The organism is Streptosporangium fragile (genome assembly GCF_039534445.1).
In the GTDB taxonomy this organism is placed as follows: Bacteria; Actinomycetota; Actinomycetes; order Streptosporangiales; family Streptosporangiaceae; genus Streptosporangium; species Streptosporangium fragile.
In genome coordinates this window covers 85,933-106,525 of the sequence record NZ_BAAAVI010000024.1, presented here as the reverse complement: position 1 = coordinate 106,525, position 20,593 = coordinate 85,933, and the positions used below count along the sequence as shown (strand labels likewise).

The 20,593-nt window shown below is 71.1% G+C and carries 21 protein-coding genes and 1 tRNA gene; 8 read left to right on the top strand and 14 right to left on the bottom strand.

The features are described 5' to 3' along the window. The first annotated feature begins 250 nt into the window (after positions 1-250). From ABD841_RS18260 to serS, 4 genes are all read left to right on the top strand, one after another. Complete coding sequence (locus ABD841_RS18260) at positions 251-1,489, top strand: glycosyltransferase 87 family protein (RefSeq protein ID WP_344972954.1); 1,239 nt, start codon at positions 251-253, stop codon at positions 1,487-1,489. Positions 1,490-1,511: 22 nt separating this feature from the next. Further along, positions 1,512-1,925 (top strand): DUF4446 family protein, encoded by a 414-nt coding sequence (locus tag ABD841_RS18255; RefSeq protein ID WP_344972952.1) that lies wholly within the window; start codon positions 1,512-1,514, stop codon positions 1,923-1,925. A gap of 222 nt (positions 1,926-2,147) precedes the next feature. Continuing rightward, positions 2,148-3,068 carry a prephenate dehydratase gene (gene pheA, locus ABD841_RS18250; protein ID WP_344972950.1) on the top strand — a complete coding sequence of 307 codons (921 nt, stop codon included), beginning with the start codon at positions 2,148-2,150 and terminating at the stop codon, positions 3,066-3,068. 65 nt (positions 3,069-3,133) lie between these two features. After that, a complete protein-coding gene (gene serS / locus ABD841_RS18245) occupies positions 3,134-4,396 on the top strand; it encodes a serine--tRNA ligase (protein ID WP_344972948.1) in 1,263 nt (420 codons plus the stop codon). Between the two features lie 47 nt (positions 4,397-4,443). Here the strand turns inward: serS and ABD841_RS18240 are convergent, their stop codons facing one another. Continuing rightward, the gene (locus ABD841_RS18240) at positions 4,444-5,850 is read right to left on the bottom strand and encodes a hypothetical protein (protein WP_344972946.1); all 1,407 of its coding nucleotides are present in this window, start codon (positions 5,848-5,850) and stop codon (positions 4,444-4,446) included. Between the two features lie 545 nt (positions 5,851-6,395). Beyond that, positions 6,396-6,599, bottom strand: coding sequence for a cold-shock protein (locus ABD841_RS18235; RefSeq protein WP_179821289.1), 204 nt, complete (start codon positions 6,597-6,599; stop codon positions 6,396-6,398). Between the two features lie 237 nt (positions 6,600-6,836). On the opposite strand from ABD841_RS18235, the gene ABD841_RS18230 reads away from it, so the two are divergent. Next, positions 6,837-7,637, top strand: coding sequence for an HAD family hydrolase (locus tag ABD841_RS18230; protein ID WP_344972942.1), 801 nt, complete (start codon positions 6,837-6,839; stop codon positions 7,635-7,637). 234 nt (positions 7,638-7,871) lie between these two features. On the opposite strand, the gene ABD841_RS18225 is transcribed toward ABD841_RS18230, so the two are convergent. Both ABD841_RS18225 and ABD841_RS18220 read right to left on the bottom strand, forming a co-directional pair. Continuing rightward, positions 7,872-8,381, bottom strand: a complete 510-nt coding sequence (locus tag ABD841_RS18225) for a bacterial proteasome activator family protein (protein WP_344972940.1) — start codon at positions 8,379-8,381, stop codon at positions 7,872-7,874. A 4-nt stretch (positions 8,382-8,385) separates the two neighbouring features. Further along, on the bottom strand, positions 8,386-9,342 hold the full coding sequence (locus tag ABD841_RS18220) for an NAD(P)H-quinone oxidoreductase (RefSeq protein WP_344972938.1): 957 nt from the start codon (positions 9,340-9,342) through the stop codon (positions 8,386-8,388). Positions 9,343-9,459: 117 nt separating this feature from the next. Here ABD841_RS18220 and ABD841_RS18215 point away from each other — a divergent pair, with 117 nt between their 5' ends. Both ABD841_RS18215 and ABD841_RS18210 read left to right on the top strand, forming a co-directional pair. Continuing rightward, positions 9,460-11,979 (top strand): MinD/ParA family ATP-binding protein, encoded by a 2,520-nt coding sequence (locus ABD841_RS18215; protein ID WP_344972936.1) that lies wholly within the window; start codon positions 9,460-9,462, stop codon positions 11,977-11,979. A gap of 117 nt (positions 11,980-12,096) precedes the next feature. Next, a tRNA-Ser gene (locus ABD841_RS18210) sits at positions 12,097-12,185 on the top strand. Between the two features lie 212 nt (positions 12,186-12,397). Here ABD841_RS18210 and ABD841_RS18205 read toward each other — a convergent pair. From ABD841_RS18205 to ABD841_RS18175, 7 genes are all read right to left on the bottom strand, one after another. Continuing rightward, a complete protein-coding gene (locus tag ABD841_RS18205) occupies positions 12,398-13,768 on the bottom strand; it encodes a tyrosine-type recombinase/integrase (protein ID WP_344972934.1) in 1,371 nt (456 codons plus the stop codon). After that, a complete protein-coding gene (locus ABD841_RS18200; RefSeq protein ID WP_184539413.1) occupies positions 13,765-13,935 on the bottom strand; it encodes a helix-turn-helix transcriptional regulator in 171 nt (56 codons plus the stop codon). The genes ABD841_RS18205 and ABD841_RS18200 overlap by 4 nt, the downstream gene beginning before the upstream one ends. A gap of 14 nt (positions 13,936-13,949) precedes the next feature. Continuing rightward, entirely contained in the window at positions 13,950-15,677 is a 1,728-nt protein-coding gene (locus tag ABD841_RS18195; RefSeq protein WP_344972932.1) for a replication initiator, read from the bottom strand. Then, a complete protein-coding gene (locus ABD841_RS18190) occupies positions 15,674-17,113 on the bottom strand; it encodes an FtsK/SpoIIIE domain-containing protein (protein ID WP_344972930.1) in 1,440 nt (479 codons plus the stop codon). Before ABD841_RS18190 ends, ABD841_RS18195 begins: the two co-directional genes overlap by 4 nt. 79 nt (positions 17,114-17,192) lie before the next feature. Then, the gene (locus tag ABD841_RS18185; RefSeq protein ID WP_344972928.1) at positions 17,193-17,495 is read right to left on the bottom strand and encodes a hypothetical protein; all 303 of its coding nucleotides are present in this window, start codon (positions 17,493-17,495) and stop codon (positions 17,193-17,195) included. Then, the gene (locus ABD841_RS18180; protein WP_344972926.1) at positions 17,495-17,764 is read right to left on the bottom strand and encodes a hypothetical protein; all 270 of its coding nucleotides are present in this window, start codon (positions 17,762-17,764) and stop codon (positions 17,495-17,497) included. Before ABD841_RS18180 ends, ABD841_RS18185 begins: the two co-directional genes overlap by 1 nt. After that, a complete protein-coding gene (locus ABD841_RS18175) occupies positions 17,764-18,174 on the bottom strand; it encodes a plasmid replication, integration and excision activator (RefSeq protein ID WP_344972924.1) in 411 nt (136 codons plus the stop codon). Before ABD841_RS18175 ends, ABD841_RS18180 begins: the two co-directional genes overlap by 1 nt. A 259-nt stretch (positions 18,175-18,433) precedes the next feature. On the opposite strand from ABD841_RS18175, the gene ABD841_RS18170 reads away from it, so the two are divergent. Further along, the gene (locus ABD841_RS18170; protein WP_344972922.1) at positions 18,434-18,559 is read left to right on the top strand and encodes a hypothetical protein; all 126 of its coding nucleotides are present in this window, start codon (positions 18,434-18,436) and stop codon (positions 18,557-18,559) included. Here the strand turns inward: ABD841_RS18170 and ABD841_RS18165 are convergent. The 3 genes from ABD841_RS18165 to ABD841_RS18155 form a co-directional block, all read right to left on the bottom strand. After that, positions 18,544-19,371, bottom strand: coding sequence for a protein phosphatase 2C domain-containing protein (locus tag ABD841_RS18165; protein ID WP_344972920.1), 828 nt, complete (start codon positions 19,369-19,371; stop codon positions 18,544-18,546). The two genes, ABD841_RS18170 and ABD841_RS18165, sit on opposite strands and share 16 nt — an antisense overlap. A gap of 5 nt (positions 19,372-19,376) precedes the next feature. Beyond that, a complete protein-coding gene (locus ABD841_RS18160) occupies positions 19,377-20,216 on the bottom strand; it encodes a sigma factor-like helix-turn-helix DNA-binding protein (RefSeq protein ID WP_344972918.1) in 840 nt (279 codons plus the stop codon). A 153-nt stretch (positions 20,217-20,369) separates the two neighbouring features. After that, entirely contained in the window at positions 20,370-20,558 is a 189-nt protein-coding gene (locus ABD841_RS18155; RefSeq protein WP_344972916.1) for a hypothetical protein, read from the bottom strand. Positions 20,559-20,593: the final 35 nt, after the last annotated feature.

The following is a 20,593-nucleotide window of genomic DNA, read 5'->3' as shown; positions in this document are numbered from 1 at the left end:
GAGCGGCCCGCGGATCCCGAGCGGCCCGCGGATCCCGAGCGGCCCGCGGATCCCGAGCGGCCCGCGGATCCCGGGGGGTCCGCGGGTGCCGGACACGCGTCACCGCCCCGCCCCGCCCCACCGGACCGGGTGGGCGCCCGTCGGGTCGGTGCGCGGGTCCGCGACCGCGGTGCGTCGAAGCCATCCGGTTCCCCCATGTCCGTGCCCGTCGGCGGCCGTGTCTCCCGGCCCCACGGTAACCTGCCTGGTCGTGACGACTGGCGAGGTGACGACAACCGGGCGGCGCCCGTGGATGTGGCTGCCCGCGCTGCTGCTCATCGCGGCGGCGGTGGCCCCGCTGGTGCTCCACTGGCTCGGCAACGTCGACGACCAGCGCCTGGTCGACCTGGATGTGTACCGTACCGGCGGTCAGGCGGTCCTCGCGGGCCGGCCGGTCTACGACTTCGTCACGCCCGCCCCCCAGCTGCTGCCGTTCACCTACCCGCCGATCGCAGCGCTGCTGGCCACCCCGCTGGCGGTGATGTCATGGCCGGTGGCCCAGTGGGTGTGGACGGCCCTGATCTTCGTGACGCTCGCCGCCACCGTCCGCCTGTCCTTCCGCCCCGCCCTGGAGCGGCTGGGAGGCCCGTGGCCGCCGCTGGCGTTCGCCGTCCTGATGATCGCGTGCACCTACCTGATGCCGATCAGGGACCAGGTCCGTTTCGGTCAGGTGGACATCCTGCTGGTCGCCCTCTGCCTGGCCGACTGCGCGGTCCGGCGCCCGGCGTGGCCGCGCGGCATGCTGATCGGCCTGGCCACCGCGGTCAAGCTCACCCCCGGCGTCTTCCTGATCTACCTCCTGCTCACCGGTTTCGGTCCCGGCGGCAGGCCGGAGCAGCGCAGGGCCTTCTTCATGGCGGCCTTCACCGCGGCGCTGCTGACCCTGCTGCCGTTCCTGGTGATCCCGGCCGACGCCGCCGACTTCTGGTTCCGCGCGCTGCTCGACCCCGAACGGGTCGGGGCCAACGCCGCGACCACGAACCAGTCGATGCGGGGCATGCTCATCCGGCTCTACTGGCCCGACTGGCTGACGAGCCTGCTCTGGCTGGCGGCGGTCGCCGCGGTCGCCTGGTTCGGCTTCCGGTACGCCCGCAGGGCCCTGCTCGACGGGCACCCGCTCGCCGGCGCGGCCCTGACCGGGCTGATGGCCGTGCTGTTGTCGCCGGTGGCCTGGATCCACCACCTGGCCTGGGTGGTCGTGGTCGTCGGGGCACTGGCCGGTGACGGGCGCGACCCGGTCAGGCTCCGGGTGGCCGCCGGGGTCTGGCTCTACTACGTGCTGCCGATCCCGTGGTGGGGAGTGACGATCAAGGCGGCCGAGATCCCGGTGGTCAGCCCGGTGCTCGGCAAGATCGTGCAGAACGGGTTCGGGCTGGGCGCGCTGGCCCTGGTCTGGCTGCTCGGGGTCTGGCTGCCCAGGCGCAGGAGGTTTTTCCAGACGCTCCCTTGATGTGGCGATTACCCTGGGTGTCGTGCCGATTACCTTGTGGATGGTGGTGGGGAGCATCGCCGGGGGCACGGGGGTCGTCCTCGGTCTCGCGGCGCTGCGGCAGGCGCGCGCCGCGGTGCGCGAGTGCCGGCGGATGTCCCGGCGGGTCGCCGGCGGTGCCGGAGACCCTCGGGCGATCAGGGACGTCGCGGTGTTCCGCTACGACGCCCTCGAGGAGTCGGCCGGGCGGCTGTCCTTCTCCGTCGCGCTGCTGAACGGGCTCGGCGACGGGATCGTGCTGACCTCGATCAACGGCCGCTCCGAGACCAGGACGTACGCCCGCCCCCTCCGCGGGGGCAGGAGCCACCAGCCGCTCTCGCCCGAGGAGGAGCACGCGGTGCGCGCCGCCCGGCTCGGGCTCGGCCCCGACGTGGAACCGCGTCCCCGCCGGTCGTGAAGCCGGTCGTGCAGCGGTTGCGGACCTGCCTGGAGTCTGCCGCGGAGCCGGTCGTGGAGTGGTCGTGAGCCTGCCGCGAAGCCGATGGCGGACCGGCTGCGGTCCATCGTGAAGGTCCACAGTGAACATGAAGGTCCACAGTGAACCGGTGACGCCGAGGTGAGCTGGGGCAATGTGGAGTTCTCCCCACACTTTCGGACGGAGCCCGGATAGCCTGTGGTCATGCCCAAACTCGCCTACCTGGGACCGGAGGGCACCTTCACCGAAGAGGCCCTGCGCATCCTCGTGCCGCACGCCGAGCGCCTGCCCAGCCCGAACGTCACCGCGGCCCTCGAATCCGTCCGGTGCGGCGACGCCGACGGAGCGGTCGTGCCGCTGGAGAACTCGCTCGAAGGCGCCATCACCACCACCCTCGACGAACTCGCCTGGGGCGAGCCGTTGCTGATCACCGCCGAGCTGCTGCTGCCCGTCGAGTTCTCCCTCCTGGCGCGTCCCGGCACCGAGATCGGTCACATCAAGCGGGTCTTCACCCATCCGGCGGCCATCACCCAGTGCCGTAACTTCATCGCCCGCGAGCTGCCCGACGCCGTCGTGGTCGCCGCGCCGTCGACCGCCGCGGCCGCCCAGGAGGTCGCGTTCCCCGGCTCGCCGTACGACGCGGCCATCGCCGCGCGCATCGCCGGCGAGCACTACGGGCTGGTCGAGCTCGCGGCCGGAATCGGTGACCGCGCCGACACCGTCACCCGGTTCGTCCAGGTCTCCCCGCCCGGCCCGCTGCCCGAGCCGACCGGAGCCGACCGCACCTCCCTCGTCGTCTTCCTCACCGACGACCACCCCGGCGCGCTGCTGGAGATGCTCACCGAGTTCTCCGTCCGTGGCGTCAACCTGACCCGGATCGAGTCGCGGCCCACCGGTGACGGCATCGGCCGCTACTTCTTCCACTTCGACTTCGAGGGCCACGTCGCCGAGGCCCGCGTCGGCGAGGCGATCTCCGGCCTCCACCGCATCTGCGCCGACGTGCGCTTCCTCGGCAGCTACCCGCGCGCCGACGGTCTCGCCCCGCAGGTCAAGCGCGGTACGGCCGACCTCGACTTCGCCGAGGCCGCCGGCTGGCTCGCCAGGATCCGCGACGGTCAGGTCTGACCATCCGACCGGCGAGCCGGTTGATCCGGGCGCGGGCCCGAGCCCCGCATCGGTAGCCTTGTGGTGTGATTGACCTGCGTACCCTTCGTGAGGATCCCGACCGGCTACGGGCGTCGCAGCGTGCCCGCGGTGAGGACGACTCCGTCGTCGAAACGCTGCTCGACCTCGACGGGCGGCGGCGCGGCGCGCTGAGCCGCTTCGAGACGCTCCGCGCCGAGCAGAAGACCGTCGGCAAGTCGGTCTCCCGTGCCTCAGGGGACGAGAAGACCGCCCTGCTGGAACGGGCGAAGGATCTCTCGACGCAGGTCAAGGCGGCCGAGGCGGAGGCGGAGAAGCTGGCCGCCGAGCTCGACGAGCTGATCTACACGGTGCCCAACCTGGTCGAGGAGGGTGCGCCGCCCGGCGGCGAGGACGACTACGTCGTGCTGGAGGAGGTCGGTGAGAAGCCGTCCTTCGACTTCGAGCCCAGGGACCACCTGGAGCTCGGCGAGCTGCTCGGCGCGATCGACATGGAGCGCGGCGCGAAGGTCTCGGGCTCGCGGTTCTTCTTCCTCAAGGGTGTCGGCGCCAGGCTCCAGCTCGGCCTGCTCAACATGGCCATGCAGCAGGCGATCGAGGCCGGGTTCATCCCGATGATCCCCCCGGTGCTGGTCAAGCCCGAGTCCATGAAGGGCACCGGTTTCCTCGGCGCCCACGCCAGCGAGGTCTACCACCTGCCCGAGGAGGACCTGTTCCTGGTCGGGACGAGCGAGGTGCCCATGGCGGCCTACCACGCCGACGAGATCCTCGACGGTGCCGCGCTGCCCTACCGCTACGCCGGCTGGTCCTCGTGCTTCCGCCGCGAGGCGGGCTCGTACGGCAAGGACACCCGGGGCATCATCCGGGTCCACCAGTTCGACAAGGTCGAGATGTTCTCCTACACCCGCCCCGAGGAGGCGCAGGCCGAGCACCAGCGCCTGCTGGAGTGGGAGAAGGAGATGCTGGCCAAGGTCGAGCTGCCGTACCGGGTGATCGACACCGCGGCCGGAGACCTGGGCACCTCGGCCGCGCGCAAGTACGACTGCGAGGCGTGGGTGCCCAGCCAGGGCCGCTACCGCGAACTCACCTCGACCTCCAACTGCACCGACTTCCAGGCCCGTCGCCTCGCCGTGCGCTACCGCGACAAGGACGGCAAGCCGCAGCACGTGGCCACCCTGAACGGCACGCTGGCCACCACCCGCTGGATCGTCGCCATCCTGGAGAACCACCAGCAGGCCGACGGTTCCGTCGTCGTCCCCAAGGCCCTGCGCCCCTACGTGGGTCTCGACGTGCTCGAACCCGTCAAGTAACCGGGTGACCGTGCGCGGTGCGGGCCCGTATCGGGCCCGCACCGCGCTCACGCCGCCGGACGTCCCGCCGCGTTCCTCGTGGCCGTCCAGCCCACCAGGACGGACGCCCCGACCCCGGTGCCGCCGGCGAGCCAGGCGAGCAGCCCCGCCGTCGCGTAGTCGTCGGGAGTGCCCGAGACCCAGCTGGTGAACACCGCGCCGATCACGAGAGGTGTGCAGACGGCGATGGCGAGCAGCGCGGCCCAGGCCCGGCCGGGCACGCGCGCCTTGATCGCGGCCGCCGTCGTGAGGGCCGCCGCGATGAGGGCGCAGGCGACACCGGCCACGAGCATCAGGGTGCCGAGGACGCTGTCGGACGGCAGGCTGAGCACGAACCCCGCCGGGGCGAGGATGTACGCGGACACGGCCAGGCGGCTTGTCCGCGGTTCGTGACGGCGCGCCACGGCCATGCCCGCCATGAAGCCGAGCAGACCGGCGAAGAAGCCGTTGCGGTACTCCGGCACCAGGCTGACGTCCGGCGAGCGGAGCGGGACCGCCGCGTCCGCGGAGAAGCCCTCGCCGGAGGGAGGAAAGCCGAGCCGCTGCCAGGTTCCCCGCGTGTCGCGCACGGCGATGCCGTCGTTGCCGTTGGCCACCACCACCACGTGGCCGTCCGGCCTGCGCTGCACCGCGACGGCCGCGGAACCCTGCCACGCCCTCGCGGAGTGGTCCTCCGTGTTCCGCCGTAGCGCGTCCGCACGCCCCTCGGAGACCGTCCACACCGTCTTCCAGTTCGCCCCGCCGTCCAAGGACTCGTCCACGGCCAGACGCGGCGGGACGACGCGGTAACAGTGCCGCGGGTCGTCCGGCAGGCAGGCGCGGGTGGCGGGAGAGGGCAGGGCGGCGGGCGCCGGTGCGGGGCTCCACGTCCGGCCGCCGTCACGCGAGAACGCCGCTCCCCGGGAGAAGCCGCTGGTGCTGAAGACGGTGATCGCGTCGTCGTCGGCCGTGACCGCGACGGCCGCGGGGGGAGCCGGTGCCTGGGAGGTGGCGGTCACCGAGATCAGGGCGACCGGGACGATGATCAGCACGCGGGCCCGCCGCACGGCGTGATCGGCCCGGCTGCGGCGCCAGACCAGCCACGCGGCGCCCAGCGCGGGCAGGGCCACCAGGTCGGTCGGGTCGGCCAGGACCCGGGAGGGGCCCGCGACCAGGGTCCACGCCTGGGAGGCGAGCCCGGCGCCCGCCTCCGTGGTCTTGACGAGGGCGAAGCCGATTCCCGTGGCGACGGTCGCGGCGGGGGCGGCGAGCCGGACGAGGGCGGGGGAGAACGCGAAGGCGAGGGACAGTGCGAGGGCGAGCAGGGGCGGAGCGACCAGCAGCCCCGCGATGTCGCTCAGCTTGCCGGTGACGGGGCCGGGCTGGAGAGCCTTGAGGAGATGGTCGTTGACCAACAGCACGAAGGTGGCCACCACGGTGGCCGGATGTCCGAGCCAGGCGAGGGCAGGAACGCGCGAATGCTCCATAAGCGAGTAGACCCACCGTGACGCGGCCGGGTTCGGGTGCGGCGGCTTTCGTGACCGGGTTGTGTCCTGCCGGTCGCGCACGTTCACAGCCCCGCAGGGGCCAAGGAACGAACACCGGCCTTCCGGGGCACCCCCCGGGCGCCATCGCCCCGGCCGAGGCTCTCAGCGTCGCTCTCAGGGGCGAGGAGGAGGCACTGGCCGCCTGCGCGGCCGCCCACCGCCCGAGCGCCCGTCAGGCCGTCGCCCTCGCCGGGCGACTGTCGCGGCCGGCGGGGACCGGAGCACACGGGTTGAAGGGGATCGGGCACGCGGGTCCTCGGGAGTTGTGGCGGCCGGGAACACGAGGCCCCGGGAACACGAGGCCCCGGGAACACGAGGCCCCGGGAACACGAGGCCCCGGGAACGCGAGGCCCGGGAACGCGAGGCCCGGGAACGCGAAAGGCGGAGTTCGCGTAAAGCGAACCCCGCCTTCTGCCCAACCAGAGGTCTATGCGTCAGACGGCGCGGACCTGTGAGGCCTGCGGGCCCTTCTGGCCCTGCGTGATCTCGAACTCGACCCGCTGCCCGTCCTCAAGGCTCCGGTAGCCGGAGCCCTGGATCTCGGAGAAGTGCACGAACACGTCCGGTGCACCGCCGTCCGGTGCGATGAAGCCGAAGCCCTTTTCAGCGTTGAACCACTTGACGGTTCCCTGAGCCATTAAAGCTCTCCTCAGGATTTGAAACTTCGGGATTCACACCTCATGAACCCCATGTGTCGTACAGCGGGCCCCGGGGTGGCTCAGTCAAACTGGGTTTTCACAACGGGATTCAGCTAATACAACGCCATCACATCTAACACTATCTGGCGCGTGGGTGTTCCCGCCATCAGGAAGATTCTCCGAAGACGATCCCCAGCGCCGCCGCCCCGGGCATCACGGTGCAGACTGGGACGTGTTATGCGAAGCCCCAGACTGGTCGCCACCGACCTCGACGGCACTGCTCTGCGCTCGGACGGCACCGTCTCCCCCCGAACCGCGGCCGCTTTTTCGCTTGTGGAGAACGCCGGAGCCACGCTGGTCTTCGTGACCGGCAGGCCGCCCCGCTGGATGCACACGGTCGCGGGAGCGGTCCGCCATCGTGGGCTGGCCATATGTGCCAACGGCGCCCTCGTCTACGACCTGCACACCGAACGGATCGTCAAATCCCACCTCATCCCCCCAGACGTGCTTGAAGAGGTCGTGAGACGGCTCCGTGAAAAGGTGCCAGAGCTCGCCTTCTCCGTGGAATACGAGGGCGGATTTGCCCACGAATCGGACTTCCGTCTCGGTGGGTGGGACAGCAAGGCGGTCGCCGGGCTCCGCGTGGGGACGGCCACGCTCACCTCTCGGCCCTGCGCGAAACTGCTCGCGCTGCACCCCCGGATGGACCCGGACATCCTCCAGGCGGCGGTCTGCGGGCTGGTGGGCGATCTGGTCACCCCCACTCACTCCAGCGGCCGGGCGCTGATCGAGATGAGCGCCCACGGTGTGACGAAGGCCTCGGCCCTGGCCGAACTGGCCGGGACGCTGGGGGTCGACTCCGCCGACGTGGTCGCCTTCGGCGACATGCCGAACGACCTGCCGATGCTGCACTGGGCCGGTGCCTCGTACGCCGTCGCCAACGCCCACGCCGAGGTGCTGGCCGCGGTCGACCACGTGACCGCGACCAACAACGACGACGGGGTCGCCAGGGTCATCGAGAAGCTCTACAGGACCTGAGGGCTCCGGCGGGCATGGGCGTGCCCGCGGACCCGGGTCGCGAGGCCGCCACGCATGATGAGTGTTCCCGGGCGGTCTCCACAGACGGAGAAAGGTCCCGGGTGGCCTTCGTGCGCGGGGTCTTCGCGCACGGGGAGGAGTCCCCGGCGGGAGAGGTCTCCGCGTGAGCGGGGCCTCTCCGCGGGGGCCGACAGAGGAAAAATCCCTCCAGCAGCGTGAAAAGCCCTGTGACGCTTACAAGTAAGGGCCGCTCTGGTGGCCCTCGGACGGCTGCTGCTGGACGGATATCCCGCCCGGCAGCGCCCTGCGCATGTTCTCAAGCTGGGCGCGGGCCGCCATCTGCTGGGCGAAGAGCGTGGTCTGGATACCGTGGAACAACCCCTCCAGCCAGCCGACCAACTGGGCGTGGGCGACCCGCAGCTCCGCCTCACTCGGCGGGTTGCCGTTGTCGTCCGCGAACGGCAGCGACAGGCGCTCCAGCTCCTCCACCAGCTCCGGCGCCAAGCCGTCCTCGAGTTCCTTGATGGAGCTCTGGTGGATGTCCTTGAGGCGCTTGCGGCTGGCCTCGTCCAGCGGAGCCGCCCTGACCTCTTCGAGGAGCTGCCGGATCATGCTGCCGATGCGCATCACCTTGGCCGGCTGCTCGACCAGCTCGGTGACCGACCGTCCCTCGCCGTTCTCGTCGGGCTGAGAGCCCTGGGGACCCACGACCACGATGTGCGGAGTGCTCTCCTCAGCGTTCATAGCCTCAACTTACTAGCAGGATTTTCCCGATGTGGTCTCCGGACTCCAGGATCCGGTGGGCTTCGGCGGCGTCTCTCATGGGCACCCGGGCGTACACCACGGGCCGGATCACCCCCGCGTCCACCAGGGGCCAGACGTTGTCCACGACCCCCCGCACGATCACCCCCTTCTCGTCCACGGGCCGCGCACGCAGGGTGGTGCCGTGCACCGAGGCACGCTTCGTCAGGAGGGCGCCCAGGTCCAGTTCGCCCTTCGCACCGCCCTGCATGCCGATCACGACCAGCCGTCCGCCCGTCTTCAGAGCCTTGACGTTTCCCGGTAGGTATTTTCCGCCCATGATGTCGAGAATCACATCGGCCTTGACCTTCTCCGCGAAGTCCTCCCGCCGGTAGTCGATCCCCTCGTCGGCGCCCAGCTCCAGGCAGCGGGCGATCTTCTCTGGGGATCCGGCGGTGACCACCACGCGTGAGCCGAACGCCTTGGCCAGCTGCACGGCTAGTGTGCCGATCCCGCTGGCGCCGCCGTGCACCAGGAGGGTCTCCCCCTTCCGCAGGCGCGCTGTCATGAAGACGTTGGACCAGACCGTGCACGCCACCTCGGGCAGCCCCGCCGCCTCGACGAGGTCGACACCGTCCGGCACCCGCATGACCTGCTGCCAGGGCACGGCCACCTTCTCCGCGTACCCGCCGCCGCTGAGCAGCGCGCACACCCGGTCGCCCGGCGCGAACCCCTCGACGTCCGGCCCCACCTCGCTGACGACGCCCGAACACTCCAGACCCGGGTACGGCGGGGCGCCGGGGGGCGGGTCGTAGAACCCCAGCCGCTGGAATACGTCGGCCCTGTTGACCGCCGACGCGGCCACGTCGATGAGGACGTCTCCCCGCCCGAGCTCGGGATCGGGAACCTCCCGCCACTGGAGTGCTTCCGGTCCACCTGGTTTATCGATCACGATGGCGTGCATGTGATCAAAGGTATCCGCTGGGCGCCAACTTGGTGGATGCACGCGTTGACATGAACACACGGCGTTAACCTGCTATGTGTTTGCTGCCCTTTTATGCCCATCCCGAGGGGGAACACGGTGGCAAGACACGATCGTGAGGAATCTCTCGAGGAACAGCTCGCCTGGCTCGACGCCATCAAGGAACAGGAGGAGGAGCCCGCGCTGGTGGTCCCGGCCGCCACGGTGGAGGACACGGTCATCTCGCCGTACCCCAGGGATCCGTGGAGCCTGGTGCCGTCCGAGCCCGACGCGACGTCCTCACCGCTGTTCCGCGCCGCCGTGGACTCCGCTCACCTGCCCGGCGGACCGGGCGCGCCCGCGACCGACCTGCCGGTGGAGGAAGCCGACGCGGCCGAGTGGCTGGAGGCGTCCGACACGGCCGGTTCCTTCACCGTGCCCGCCCCGACCTCTGCCACGGATGACAACGACGGTTTCCTCGCGCCGCTGAAGCCCCTGCCCCGTGAGGAACCGGGCGACGCCGGCGACTACGGCCCGGGTGACTTCACCGAGCCCCGGATCCGCACGTCGTTCACCGAGCCCGATGAAACGCCGTCCAGGGGGCTGTTCGAGCAGCCCCGGCGTTCTGCCGAGCCCTCCGGCCCCGTCCAGGACTCCGGTTCCACTCAGGACTCCGGTTCCGCCCGGGACTCCGGCTTCGAACCGGCCAGGCCCGCGGCTCAGGGGAGCGAGCGCTTCGCCTTCGGCGGCGCCGGCACCGAGCGTGACACCTTCGGCGGTGACACCGAGCGTTTCGCCTTCGGCGGTGACACCGAGCGCTTCGCCTTCGGCGGGGGCGATCAGGACCGTACACGTCCCGCCGGCGGTAAAGACCTCCCCGCCGACCCGCCGGCTGCGGCGGGCTCTCCGGCCTCTTCCTCCGCCGCTTCCTCTCCCGCAGGCACCGAACCCGACCGGTTCGCGCCCGGCGGCACCGGCTTCGGCGGTACGGATCGGGGCTTCCGCGGCACCGAACCGGCTTTCGGCGCCACCGACCCCGGCCTCAGTGGTACGGACCCCGGCCGCGACCGGTCCGCCTTCGATCCCACCTTCGAGCCTGCCTCTCCGTTCACGGCGCAGGAGTCCTTCCGGCGGGAACCGTCCTCGCAGGAGCCCGCGCGGCAGGAACCCTCCCGGCAGGAGGACGGGCGCCTCGAACCGGCCGTTCCCGCCGCCTCTCCCGCCCCCGCTCCCACGCCGGAACCCGAGCACGAGACGTTCCGGCGGGAAGCACCCGAGCCGTTCAGGACCCCGCCCGCCGAGGCGTTCGAGCCGTTCCGCACCGCTTCCGACTCCTTCGGCGCCGCCCGGCCGGAGCCGTCCACGGCGGAACGAACCGCCCCCGCTTCCGGCTCCGCCTTCCTCGGCTCCCCGGAATCCTCCGCCGCCCCGTCCGGGTTCCCGGCCTTCACCCGTGACCACGACACGGCCTTCGCCCCTGGCCGGGACACCTCCGCGCCCGACCTGAACGCCTCCGCGACAGGCCGGGACGCCTCGGCCCCCGCCGAGCGCGACCCGGTCTCGTCCCCGGAGCGGGAGAACGCCTTCGCGCCCACCCGGGACGCCGCCGAACCGGCACGGGAGCCGTACCAGGCGCGCCGCCGCCAGACACCCCCGCCGCCCGCCTTCACCACCCCGTCCCGGCAGCAGAACCCGGACGCCCCCCGGCCGTCGGCCGACAGCCTGGACCCCGATTCGCTGCTTCGGGGCCGTCGCAACGCGCCCGCCGGAGGCTGGCGCAAGCTGGTGTACAAGGCGTCGGCCGGCCTGATCAAGCCGGGCGAGTCGCCCGAGGTCCGCCGTCGTCGCGAGCTGATCGCCCGCGCCCGCACCCCGGTGGCCACCGGCCACCACCGCGTCGCCGTGCTCAGCCTGAAGGGAGGCGTGGGCAAGACCACCACCACGGTCGGCCTGGGCGCCACTCTGGCTCAGGTCCGCGGTGACCGCGTCATCGCGGTCGACGCCAACCCCGACCGGGGCACCCTGTCGGACAAGGTCGAACTCGAAACCTCCGCGACCGTCCGCGACCTGCTCAACGAGCGCCAGCAGATCAAGCGCTACGTCGACATCCGGGCCTTCACCTCGCAGGCCCCGTCCCGCCTGGAGATCCTCGCCTCCGACCGCGACCCCTCGGTCTCCGAGGCGTTCGGCGCCTCCGACTATCAGGCGGTCTCGCAGGTCCTCGAGAACTTCTACTCGATCTGCATCACCGACTGCGGCACCGGCCTGCTCCACTCGGCCATGTCCGGAGTGCTGGGACTGGCCGACCAGCTCGTCCTGGTCAGTTCCCCGTCCGTGGACGGCGCCCGCGCGGCCTCGGCGACCCTCGACTGGTTGGAGGCCCACCACTACGAGGACCTCGTCCGTGCCGCCACCGTCGTGCTGTGCAGCGTCCGTCCGCGGTCGAAGTCGACGGTCGACCTCGACCGTCTGGAAGCCCACTTCGCGGCCCGCTGCCGTGCCGTCGTCCGCGTTCCCTACGACCCCCACCTCGAAGAGGGGGCCGAGATCGACCTGGAAAGGCTCCAGCCCGCCACCCGCGACTCCTACCTTCGCCTGGCCGCCTCCGTGGGCGACGGTTTCGCCGGTCCCCAACCCTGACCCATGGCCCCGCAGGCGCCTCTTCTCACCCGGAGGGAGGCGCCTGCGGGGTCCCGGGCACGCCCTGGGCAATGAGAGACTAGGGTGCAATCTGACGCGTTCTCCGAACGCGTCCCAGGAGAGCTCGCCTAGTGGACGATGGCGGCGGTCTTGAAAACCGCTAGGGCTGGTGACAGTCCTCGTGGGTTCGAATCCCACGCTCTCCGCCGAGCATGAGAAACGGCGTCTGGCCAGGGGTTTTCTCTGGATCGGGCGCCGTTGGTCGTTCCCGGGGCACGCAGCCGTATGCCGCCGTGAGCGGCCCCATGTCGCTGGTCGTGGGATATCTGTGGGATGAAACTCAGGGCGTTTCCGCAGCGCAGCACGGAAAAGAGAGGGCCCCGGGGCGGTTGGGACCCTCTCGTCACAGCTCATGCACTCACGCCGCGAGCGCATCCTCGATCCGCCGGTTGGCGACCTCCGTGCCGCCGTCGATGCACTTGGCGTAGACCTTGAGCAGCACGTTGACCCCGTGTCCCGCCCGCTCGGCCACGTCGGGAGCCGCCACCCCGGCGTTGAGCCACAGGGACACCGCCGCGTGCCGCAGGTCGTACGGTCGGGCGGCCAGCGGGGACGCCTGCTGTTCGGGTGTGAGGGCGAAGGCCCGTGCCGCCTTCCACGCCTCGCAGTAGGTCCCGATGGAGATCACTCCTCCGCGTGAGGTCCGGAACAGTCGGCCGTCCTTGTGAACCCCGAACTCGGCGATGTGCTCGCGGAGGATGGCCACCAGCTCCGGCGGGATGGGCACCGGACGGCCCTCGTCCTCGGCCCGGTGTTTCAGGCCCCGATCGTCATGGGCCTCCCCGCTGTCGGTCCACTTCTTGTTGGCCTGCGGCCTGGACTTGGCCAGGACCAGGCGGCCCCAGCCGGTTGCCGGAAGATGGCAGTCCTGCTTACGAAGCCCGAGCGCCTCGGCCGGGCGGAGACCGCCGAAGTACAGACAGGCGAAGAAGCCCCGCAGGTGCCGGCCACGGTTGAGACGACCCACGTAGGTCACCGCCGTGAGCAGTTCCCGCGCCTGAACCGGATTGACCACCACCCGGCGGTCCACGACCTCCCGGACCTTCGGCGGCTTCCATGCCTTGACCTTGTCGATCGGGTTGGTGGGCAGTTCCTCCAGGTCCACGGCGTACTGGAGGGCGTTGTAGAAGACCGACCGTTTCCGGGCGATCGTGGTGGCGGCAGCGGCCCCGCCGTCGAGCCGGAGTGTCAACGCGTCCAGGCCGAGTCGCACGTTCCGGACCTTGGCCAGGTCGGCGATGTGGAGCGAGTGCCGTTCGAGCCAGGCCAGGGCCGTACGGATCTCCTGCGGTCGAGGGAGGAGCCGAGCGGCCGGGGGAAGCGCGAACTGCCGAAGCGCCTCCCGCAGGAGCAACGCGTCCGGCTTGCCGGGGGCGTCCTGGTCGACGAGGGCCGGGGTGATGGTGGCCAGGGCATCGGTGAGACTGTCACGTGTCTTGGCTGCCGCGTGAGGCCACTTCATGTCCACGTACGCCAGGGCGAAGCCGAACCAGGTCGTCGCGGATTTCACGGCCAGCATCGAGAGCGGGAGCCCGCTTTCCTCGTCGAACGCCTCTCCCCGCTTGGCCGCCTGCCGAAGGTCGGACTGGAAGTTCTCAGCCAGCGCCTTCGTGCGAAAGGTCCGCGACTTGCGGCGACGTCCCACGGCCCACCGCAACTCGTAGGACGGCGTCTTGCTGGACTGGTTCCGCCGGATGTCCCAGACCTTGACGTCGTAGGAGGTGTTCACGCCGCCTCCCGCAGGGTCTCCAGCCAGGCGGTGAACTCGCTGCGCCAGACGCGGATCTCGCCGTTTGGGAGCTTGATCCCCTGCGGGGCGTGGCCGATCTCCCGCCAGCGGTAGAAGGTGCGCCGGGACACCCCGCCGAGCTCGTCGAGGATCTCGGGAACGGTCATCAGTTCGTCCTTCTTCACGCCGCCTCCCGGAGTTCGACTGCCGAAAGATCTCGTCCCTCTGCCCTGGCCCGGAGTTCGTCCAGACGCGCCTTCGTACGCCGGCGGTTGGCGACCTCGCGCAGCAGGCGTTTGGCCAGCGGGGTACGGGTCGGGTCCTTGGCCGAGACCGGCCGCCACACGTAGCGGTGCGGGTCGGTGGGGGTGTCGTCCGGGAGGCCGAGCATGTCGAGCACCCAGGCGCGCCGGTCGGCTTTGTGCTCCCGCAGCGTCTTGTTCGACCACTTGCGCGACACCAGGACCCGGCGGCCCGGGTAGCCGAGGTGTTCGGCCTTGTGCGCCTTGCCCTTGCACCGGCCCGGCACCATCGCGGCCTTGGCGCCCTTGGGCTGGATGCCGTAGCGCAGCCAGTTGGCACACGTCGGCGAGCACGGTTCGTAGCGTAGCGCCTCCACCATCCGCGCGGCGTGGTCGCGGCGGGCCGGGTCGTCGGTGGACGGGTCGTCGGGGTCGAGGGTGTCACCGAGGTTCTTGGTGAGGTACTTGGTCAGGTAGCCGATGCGCGCGTGTGCGTCCGGGGATCCGGCCAGGAGCCCTTGGACGTCGACCTGGGGGCCGAAACGGACCACGTGCAGGGGCTCGGCCGTGTCGTCGGCGTCGAGCCGGTCGAGCGCCTCATCCCAGGTGGGCAGGAGTTCCCCGGTGGCCGGGTCGAGGTAGTCGCCGGCCTGCCCGTCCGGGTACGGTTCGGCGCGCTCGGCCCGGGAGGACCACACCGGCAGGTACTCGTCGTCGAACTTCACCTCGTCGATCGACGGCCACCACACCTGGTGGTAGGTGGCGGCGGCGATGGCCTTGATCTCCGCGCGGGGCAGGGTGCCGCGGATGGCCATGTGCAGGTGCGGGGCCAGGCGCTTCTGCGGTTCGACGGTGGCGAAGTACTGCACGTCGTACCCGGCCACGCGGCGGAGGTTCTGCACGAACCGGTCCACCAGCTTGGCGAAGTGCAACGCGTCGCGGGCGGCTCGGGTGTAGTCGTAGGTGGCCGGGTCGACCGGCACGCCGCGCCCGGACTGGATCTTGCCGTACGAGGGCAGGGTGAGGGTGACGAACAGCGAGGGCCGATACACCCGCCCGTCCGGGGCGATGAAGGTGCGGCCCAGGGTGGTGTTCTGCTTGGCCCGCCGGGGCAGGTCCGGGGCGTCCTGACGCCGCCTCGTGGACCGGGAGCGCTTGGGGGCCGTGCGCCCGCCCAGGACGTTGCCGCGCATTCCGGCGGCGTTGATCTCCGCGTCGATGCCCTCGATGGCCGCGTCCCAGTCGGTGGTGTCCTCCCCGGCCTGCTCGGCCGCATCGCGCTTGGCCTGCACGTCGGCCCGGAACTCGATCAGCCACCGCTGGTCCTCGGTGGAGGGGTGGGGTTCGGCGACGGGCTCGTGGTCGAGGTGCCAGCCTTCGCGGCACTGTGCGCGGCGCAGCTGCTGGTTGCGCTTGGCGCACGGTGGGCACTTGGCCTCCTGGGTGGTGCTGCACGGGATGTTGAACGTCTCGCTCTGCCCGGTGCAGGTGTCGAGGCGGCGCATCTCGATGGGGCGGATGCAGACGCCGTTGAGCTTGGCGACCTCCACGGCGACGTCCAGGGCCAGGGGCAGGGTCTCGCGGACCAGGCGGGGCAGGGTGCGGTCGGCGCCGTCCGGTGGGGCCGGGGTCGAGGGGATGGACGGGTGGACAGCGGTCTCGGTCACCTGGCCTCCTCTCGGTCGAGCGCGTCAGTGGTGAAGGTGGCGGCCATGTCGCGGATGTCGGTGTCGGAGACGTAGGCCGCGCGGACCCGTACCGGATCGGGTGAGGTCTCCAGTCGCACGTACGCCACGCCCGCGCCGAGGTCGGGGCGCGGAGAGATCCGGTCGGCCAGTGCGCCCCGGTCGCGGGCGCCGCCGCCGAGGACCATGTCGACCTGTTCGGACTCGTCCAGGCGGAGCGCGATCTTGTCGGGGAACAGGTTGCGGATGCTCAGCACGTCCTTGCGCGGGTCCTGCAACGCGGCCAGTACGCCGACCCCGACCGCGCGGCCCTGCGTGGTCAGCGTCGCCAGCGCGGCCGTGATGCGGAGCTTGAGGCCCTTGTCGGCCTGGTAGGCGGTCAGGAACGCCACCTCGTCGACCACGACGAGGATGAACGGGTCTTCCACGGTCGGGACGTGGTCGCGCCGGACTCCGGAGAAGCGGCCGGCCCGTTCCTGCATGGTCTTGACCGCCGCCTCCAGCAGCTCGGCGCACCGCTCGGGATCGGCCGCGTACCGGCCGCCGAACAGAGCCCGGCCGAAGGACAGTTCCATGAGCTTGGGGTCCAGCGCCCAGATCTGGACCAGGCCCGCGCGCACGGCGGGCAGCAGGCCCCGAACGGTGGACCAGATGACGGAGCCCTTGCCCGCCCCGGTGGCGCCCGCGATCAGCACGTGGGTGCCGTGGACCTTGAGCCGCCACGGGGTGCCGTCCTCGCACCGGCCGATCTCGACCGGGCCCACCGAGACCTCGTCCGGGATCGGGACGGCGGGCAGTGGGACGGCCAGTGGGTCTCGTCGGGGGAAGGTCAGTGTCAGCAGCCCCGCCCGCGCGACGGTCACCCGGCAGGAGGTGGCGCCGAATCCGTGGGCCAGGTGCTCGATGCGGTCGGCCCAGTCTTTGACCGACTGCCCGGTGAGCATGCGCACTGTGATCAGGTCGGCCCATGAGGTGCAGGTGACGCGTACCAGGCGGGGCAGGTAGTCGCGGTCGTGGACGTGGCGGGCGAGGCCGGAGATGGTCATCACCGGGTGCCAGTGCCGCCGGTAGATCCAGATCAGGCGCCAGAAGGCCAGCAGCCGCAGGCCCACCCAGCGATCGAACAGGGGACGGTCGGCCACGGCCCAGCCCGCGAGGACCGAGCCGGGCACGGTGACGACGATTACCGTGGCGAGCCACCCGTACCGGGTCCAGGTCACCCCCGGAACGGCGACGACGACCGTCGCGATCGGGTGGGCGAGGACGGTGCGGATCAGGCCCGCGACGAGGCGGCCGAGGGAGATGAGAACGGTGACGATGGCCGGGGTGTGGACCACGGCCGGGCGGAAGACCACGGCCGTGTCCGGGGTGGTGGACACCAGGCCCCGAACCTCGTCGCCGGGAAGGCGTCTGAGCATAAGCTGGACTCCTCTTGATTGCCGTCGAGAGGTCGAGGGGCCGCCGGAAGTAGCCGCTTCCAGCGGCCCCGCTTACGTGTCAGGCCGTGGCGCGGTCGGCCTGTGGGGACTGCTCGGCGTGCAGGTGCTCGCAGTCGGCCAGGTAACGCGTGGCGGCGGTGACGATCTCGCGGGCCAGGGCCACGTCCTGGGCGGTGACCGGCCCGCCCCCCGTGGTCGAGATCGAGATCTGCGCCTCGGAGGTGGACAGGTCCAGGAACGGCCGCCTGTCGGAGGTCACCGCGGCCAGGACCCCGACGTCGGCGGTGTAGAGGGAGACGGCGAGGCGGGTGACTCCCCCGTCGATCGAGGCCCGGAGGTAGGTGTACGGCGGGCGGGCCATCACGCCACCTCCCGGCTGTCGGCCAGGCCGCGGAACCGGCGTTCCACCGACCGGGCGAAGGCGCCGGCCTCGTGGGCGAGCAGGCGGGCGAACTCCACATCCGCCGCCGTCACCCGGTCCGCGGCCGAGGTGGTCACCAGCACCGACGTGGCCCCGAAGTCCAGGGCCAGTACCGGGGTCCGCGCGGGGTAGGCGATGTTCTCGGCCGTGGCCCCGTCGCCGGTGTTGAGACTGATCACGCTCGTCGGCCGAGCCGTACGCCGCCTCATCAGGCCGCGTCCTTCACGCTCGCGGCGGGCTTGCCGGCCCCGGAGCGGGGGGCGCGCATCGCCCGCGCGGTGATCGAGTAGGCCAGCCGTCCGGTGGACTGGTTCACGTACGGCTTGACCTCGATGCCGTCGAACTCCACCGGGGCGATCGGCAGCCCCGGCAGCGGCGGCGGCGCGGTCGGCTCGTCGACGGCCAGGACCTTGACGGTGACGGTCTTGTTCGTGGCCTTGAGCGAGGGGTCGGCGTCCATCACCGGCACCTGCCAGACGGGAAGCCCGGTGACCTTGTCCCTGGCCTGGACGTCGCCCTTGGCGTCGAAGTCCCTGGCCTTGCCGATCTCGCCGACGACGTAGCAGCCGTGCGGGAACAGCAGCTCGAAGCCGACGGGGATGGGTCCTTGGAGAGCCATGGCTCTTACCTCCTGTGTATCCCCCTAGACAGTGGCGGCCGTTCCGCCCTGCGAACTGTCTAGGGGGCTATGCAAGCGAAGATAGCCGAGGCCTCCCCAACTGTCTAGGGGGATAAACAGATGGCGGCTCCCTTTCTTGAATCGGCGACGCGGGGGTGAAGGGCTTTATGTAGAGAAACCTCGCAAATGACGTGAAAGTCCGGCGAGAAATCACGTCGGGTCCCGCCCGTCCCGAAAGACTTGGCCCGTGCTTCCCGCAATGAAGACGTCCCTTTGGGCCAGGTGGACGCTTGTCCCGGCGTCGCCCGGGCGGTTCCTGCTGGTCGTCGCGTCTTACCTGTGGCTGCCGATGGTGGTGGGCGGAGTAGGTCAGATGCGGCAGTAGACCGCGGTGGCGTCGTCGAAGGCCTTGCCGCGGGGCCAGCGTTCACCGTGCGGGTCGGAGCGCTCGGCTTCGCGGACCTGGTGGATCAGTTCGGCCGGGCCGTCCTGGTCGAGAAGGTCGAGTGCCTGCCGCCAGGTGGCCAGGTGGAAGCGGTCGACGAGGCGGGAGGCGCCGTCGCTCAGTACCGCCGCCGCGCGGACCCGGTCGGTGGGGATCGTGCCGGTGAGGGCCTGGTCGGCGGCGAGGGGGTCGACGGAGGCGACCCAGAAGCCGCCGTCGCGGTTGCGGTGGCCGCGCAGGGTCTCCACGTACGCCCGGTGGGCGGCGACGTGCTCGGCGCTGCCGGAGTGCAGGGCGTCCATGGCCGCCCGGTAGGCCGCACCGATTCGGGCTTCCCGATCGTCGCAGACAACCGTCGGCTCTGCCGTGTCAGCCGTGTCCAGGACGAGGACGGAGTCGGCCAGGACCAGCCAGTCCAGGGCGTCGCCCGTACGGCGGAGCATGACCACGGTGGCCGAGGGTGAGCCCGCGTGCGCGAGGTCACAGGTGAAGTCGTGCAGGGACGCCACGGCCTTGATGCCCTCGGCGAGGGTCTCCGGCAGGGGCTTGGCGGTCTGCGTCATGGCCGTGAGGAGGGTGGAGCCGAGAGAGCGCGCGTACCAGGCGACGCCGTGCGTACAGCCCGACTCCGAACCGGCCGGGGTCCCGGTGCCGTCCAGCAGGACGACCGCGTCCAGGGTGGCGGCGACGAAGTCCTCATTGGGACGGTCGGGACGGCCGGGGGCCGCTTCGGTGGCGAAGGTGACACGCATCGGCTTCAGGGCTCCTCGTGCCGGTAGAGGGGACTGGCCAGTTCCGTCCGGACGGGTTCCCCGGTGGCCGGGTCGTATTCGACGCCGACCACGGTCGAGAAGCGGCTCTCGCCGGCCTGTCCCCACAGGGTGGCGATCTCGGAGGTGAGCAGGTCGACCACGCCGAGGGTGCCGTGCGGGTGGATGCCGGTGAAGACCAGGAGCGTTCCGTTACCGTCGGGGCGGGCCAGCCGGCCGAGGTAGGCGTAGTCCACCGGACGGGCCGGATCGGAGTCTTCTCCCGAGCGGTAGGTCTGGCCGGTGCGGCGGTCGCGCAGGGTCCACGCGCCGTCCTTGACCCATTCCAGGACGGGATCGGATTCGTACAGCGCGCCCATGACGGGGGAGAGCTTCGGCCCGCAGATGACGATGAGGTTGGGCCGGTTCAGGTCGATCTCCCCGCCGAGGGGGACGTGTTCGAGGTTCATCGCCAGGCCGAAGCCGCGGGCCAGGTCTTCCAGGCGCTTGGCGGCGGTGACGTCCTCCATGGCGACCACGGGCCGGGCGTTGCCGGCCTCGCGCTTGAGGGGCGTGGCCAGCGTGATCGTGCCGGTGCCGAGGAACGCGCCCTCCGGGGCCGGGCCGGTGTGCTTGATCTGGTGGATGCGCCCGCGTGACAGGCCGGCCTTCTCGGCGATCTGGGCGTACGACATACCTTGAGCGTGGAGCTCTTGGATGACGCGCCGCCGGAGCCGGGCCAGTTCGGTGACCTCCTGCTGGGCGGCGTTGAGCCGTTCGGTGGCGGTGCGCAGCAGCAGGTACGGGTCGTCGATGGCGGCTATGCGGTCCAGCTCGCTCGGTGACACGGTTCCCCCTCGGTTGTACGCCACCGAGTCTAGGGCTCTAGACAAAATGTCGTCTATCCCCCTCGACAGAATGATTTTTGGGGGTTTGCCGGTCCTTGCATCCACCGCCCGGATCGCCGAGCGCCGGTTCGGAACACCCCGAGGGCTCACCGGTCACCGGGCCAGACCGGACAGCAACGCCGTCCACATCGCCTGCGCCTCGGCGACCCGCCACCGGCAGGTCTCGCGAACTCCCCGGCCCTTGCCGGTCTTGACGGTACGGCGGATGAACGCCTGCCCGCCGGTCTGGCACAGCTCGTAGAAGACGTCCTGGCACTCGCAGGTCCAGGCGATCACCCGCACCCGCTCTCCGTGTCGGAGAGCAAACCATGCCAGGC

What these genes read in the sequence shown, in the direction of transcription:
- pheA (WP_344972950.1), top strand. Translation starts at nt 2,148, where the DNA reads ATGCCCAAACTCGCCTACCTGGGACCGGAGGGCACCTTCACCGAAGAG.
- ABD841_RS18235 (WP_179821289.1), bottom strand. Translation starts at nt 6,599, where the DNA reads ATGGCTCAGGGAACCGTCAAGTGGTTCAACGCTGAAAAGGGCTTCGGC.
- ABD841_RS18230 (WP_344972942.1), top strand. Translation starts at nt 6,837, where the DNA reads ATGCGAAGCCCCAGACTGGTCGCCACCGACCTCGACGGCACTGCTCTG.
- ABD841_RS18225 (WP_344972940.1), bottom strand. Translation starts at nt 8,381, where the DNA reads ATGAACGCTGAGGAGAGCACTCCGCACATCGTGGTCGTGGGTCCCCAG.
- ABD841_RS18220 (WP_344972938.1), bottom strand. Translation starts at nt 9,342, where the DNA reads ATGCACGCCATCGTGATCGATAAACCAGGTGGACCGGAAGCACTCCAG.
- ABD841_RS18200 (WP_184539413.1), bottom strand. Translation starts at nt 13,935, where the DNA reads ATGACCGTTCCCGAGATCCTCGACGAGCTCGGCGGGGTGTCCCGGCGC.
- ABD841_RS18190 (WP_344972930.1), bottom strand. Translation starts at nt 17,113, where the DNA reads ATGCTCAGACGCCTTCCCGGCGACGAGGTTCGGGGCCTGGTGTCCACC.
- ABD841_RS18185 (WP_344972928.1), bottom strand. Translation starts at nt 17,495, where the DNA reads ATGGCCCGCCCGCCGTACACCTACCTCCGGGCCTCGATCGACGGGGGA.
- ABD841_RS18180 (WP_344972926.1), bottom strand. Translation starts at nt 17,764, where the DNA reads ATGAGGCGGCGTACGGCTCGGCCGACGAGCGTGATCAGTCTCAACACC.
- ABD841_RS18175 (WP_344972924.1), bottom strand. Translation starts at nt 18,174, where the DNA reads ATGGCTCTCCAAGGACCCATCCCCGTCGGCTTCGAGCTGCTGTTCCCG.
- ABD841_RS18170 (WP_344972922.1), top strand. Translation starts at nt 18,434, where the DNA reads ATGAAGACGTCCCTTTGGGCCAGGTGGACGCTTGTCCCGGCGTCGCCC.
- ABD841_RS18165 (WP_344972920.1), bottom strand. Translation starts at nt 19,371, where the DNA reads ATGCGTGTCACCTTCGCCACCGAAGCGGCCCCCGGCCGTCCCGACCGT.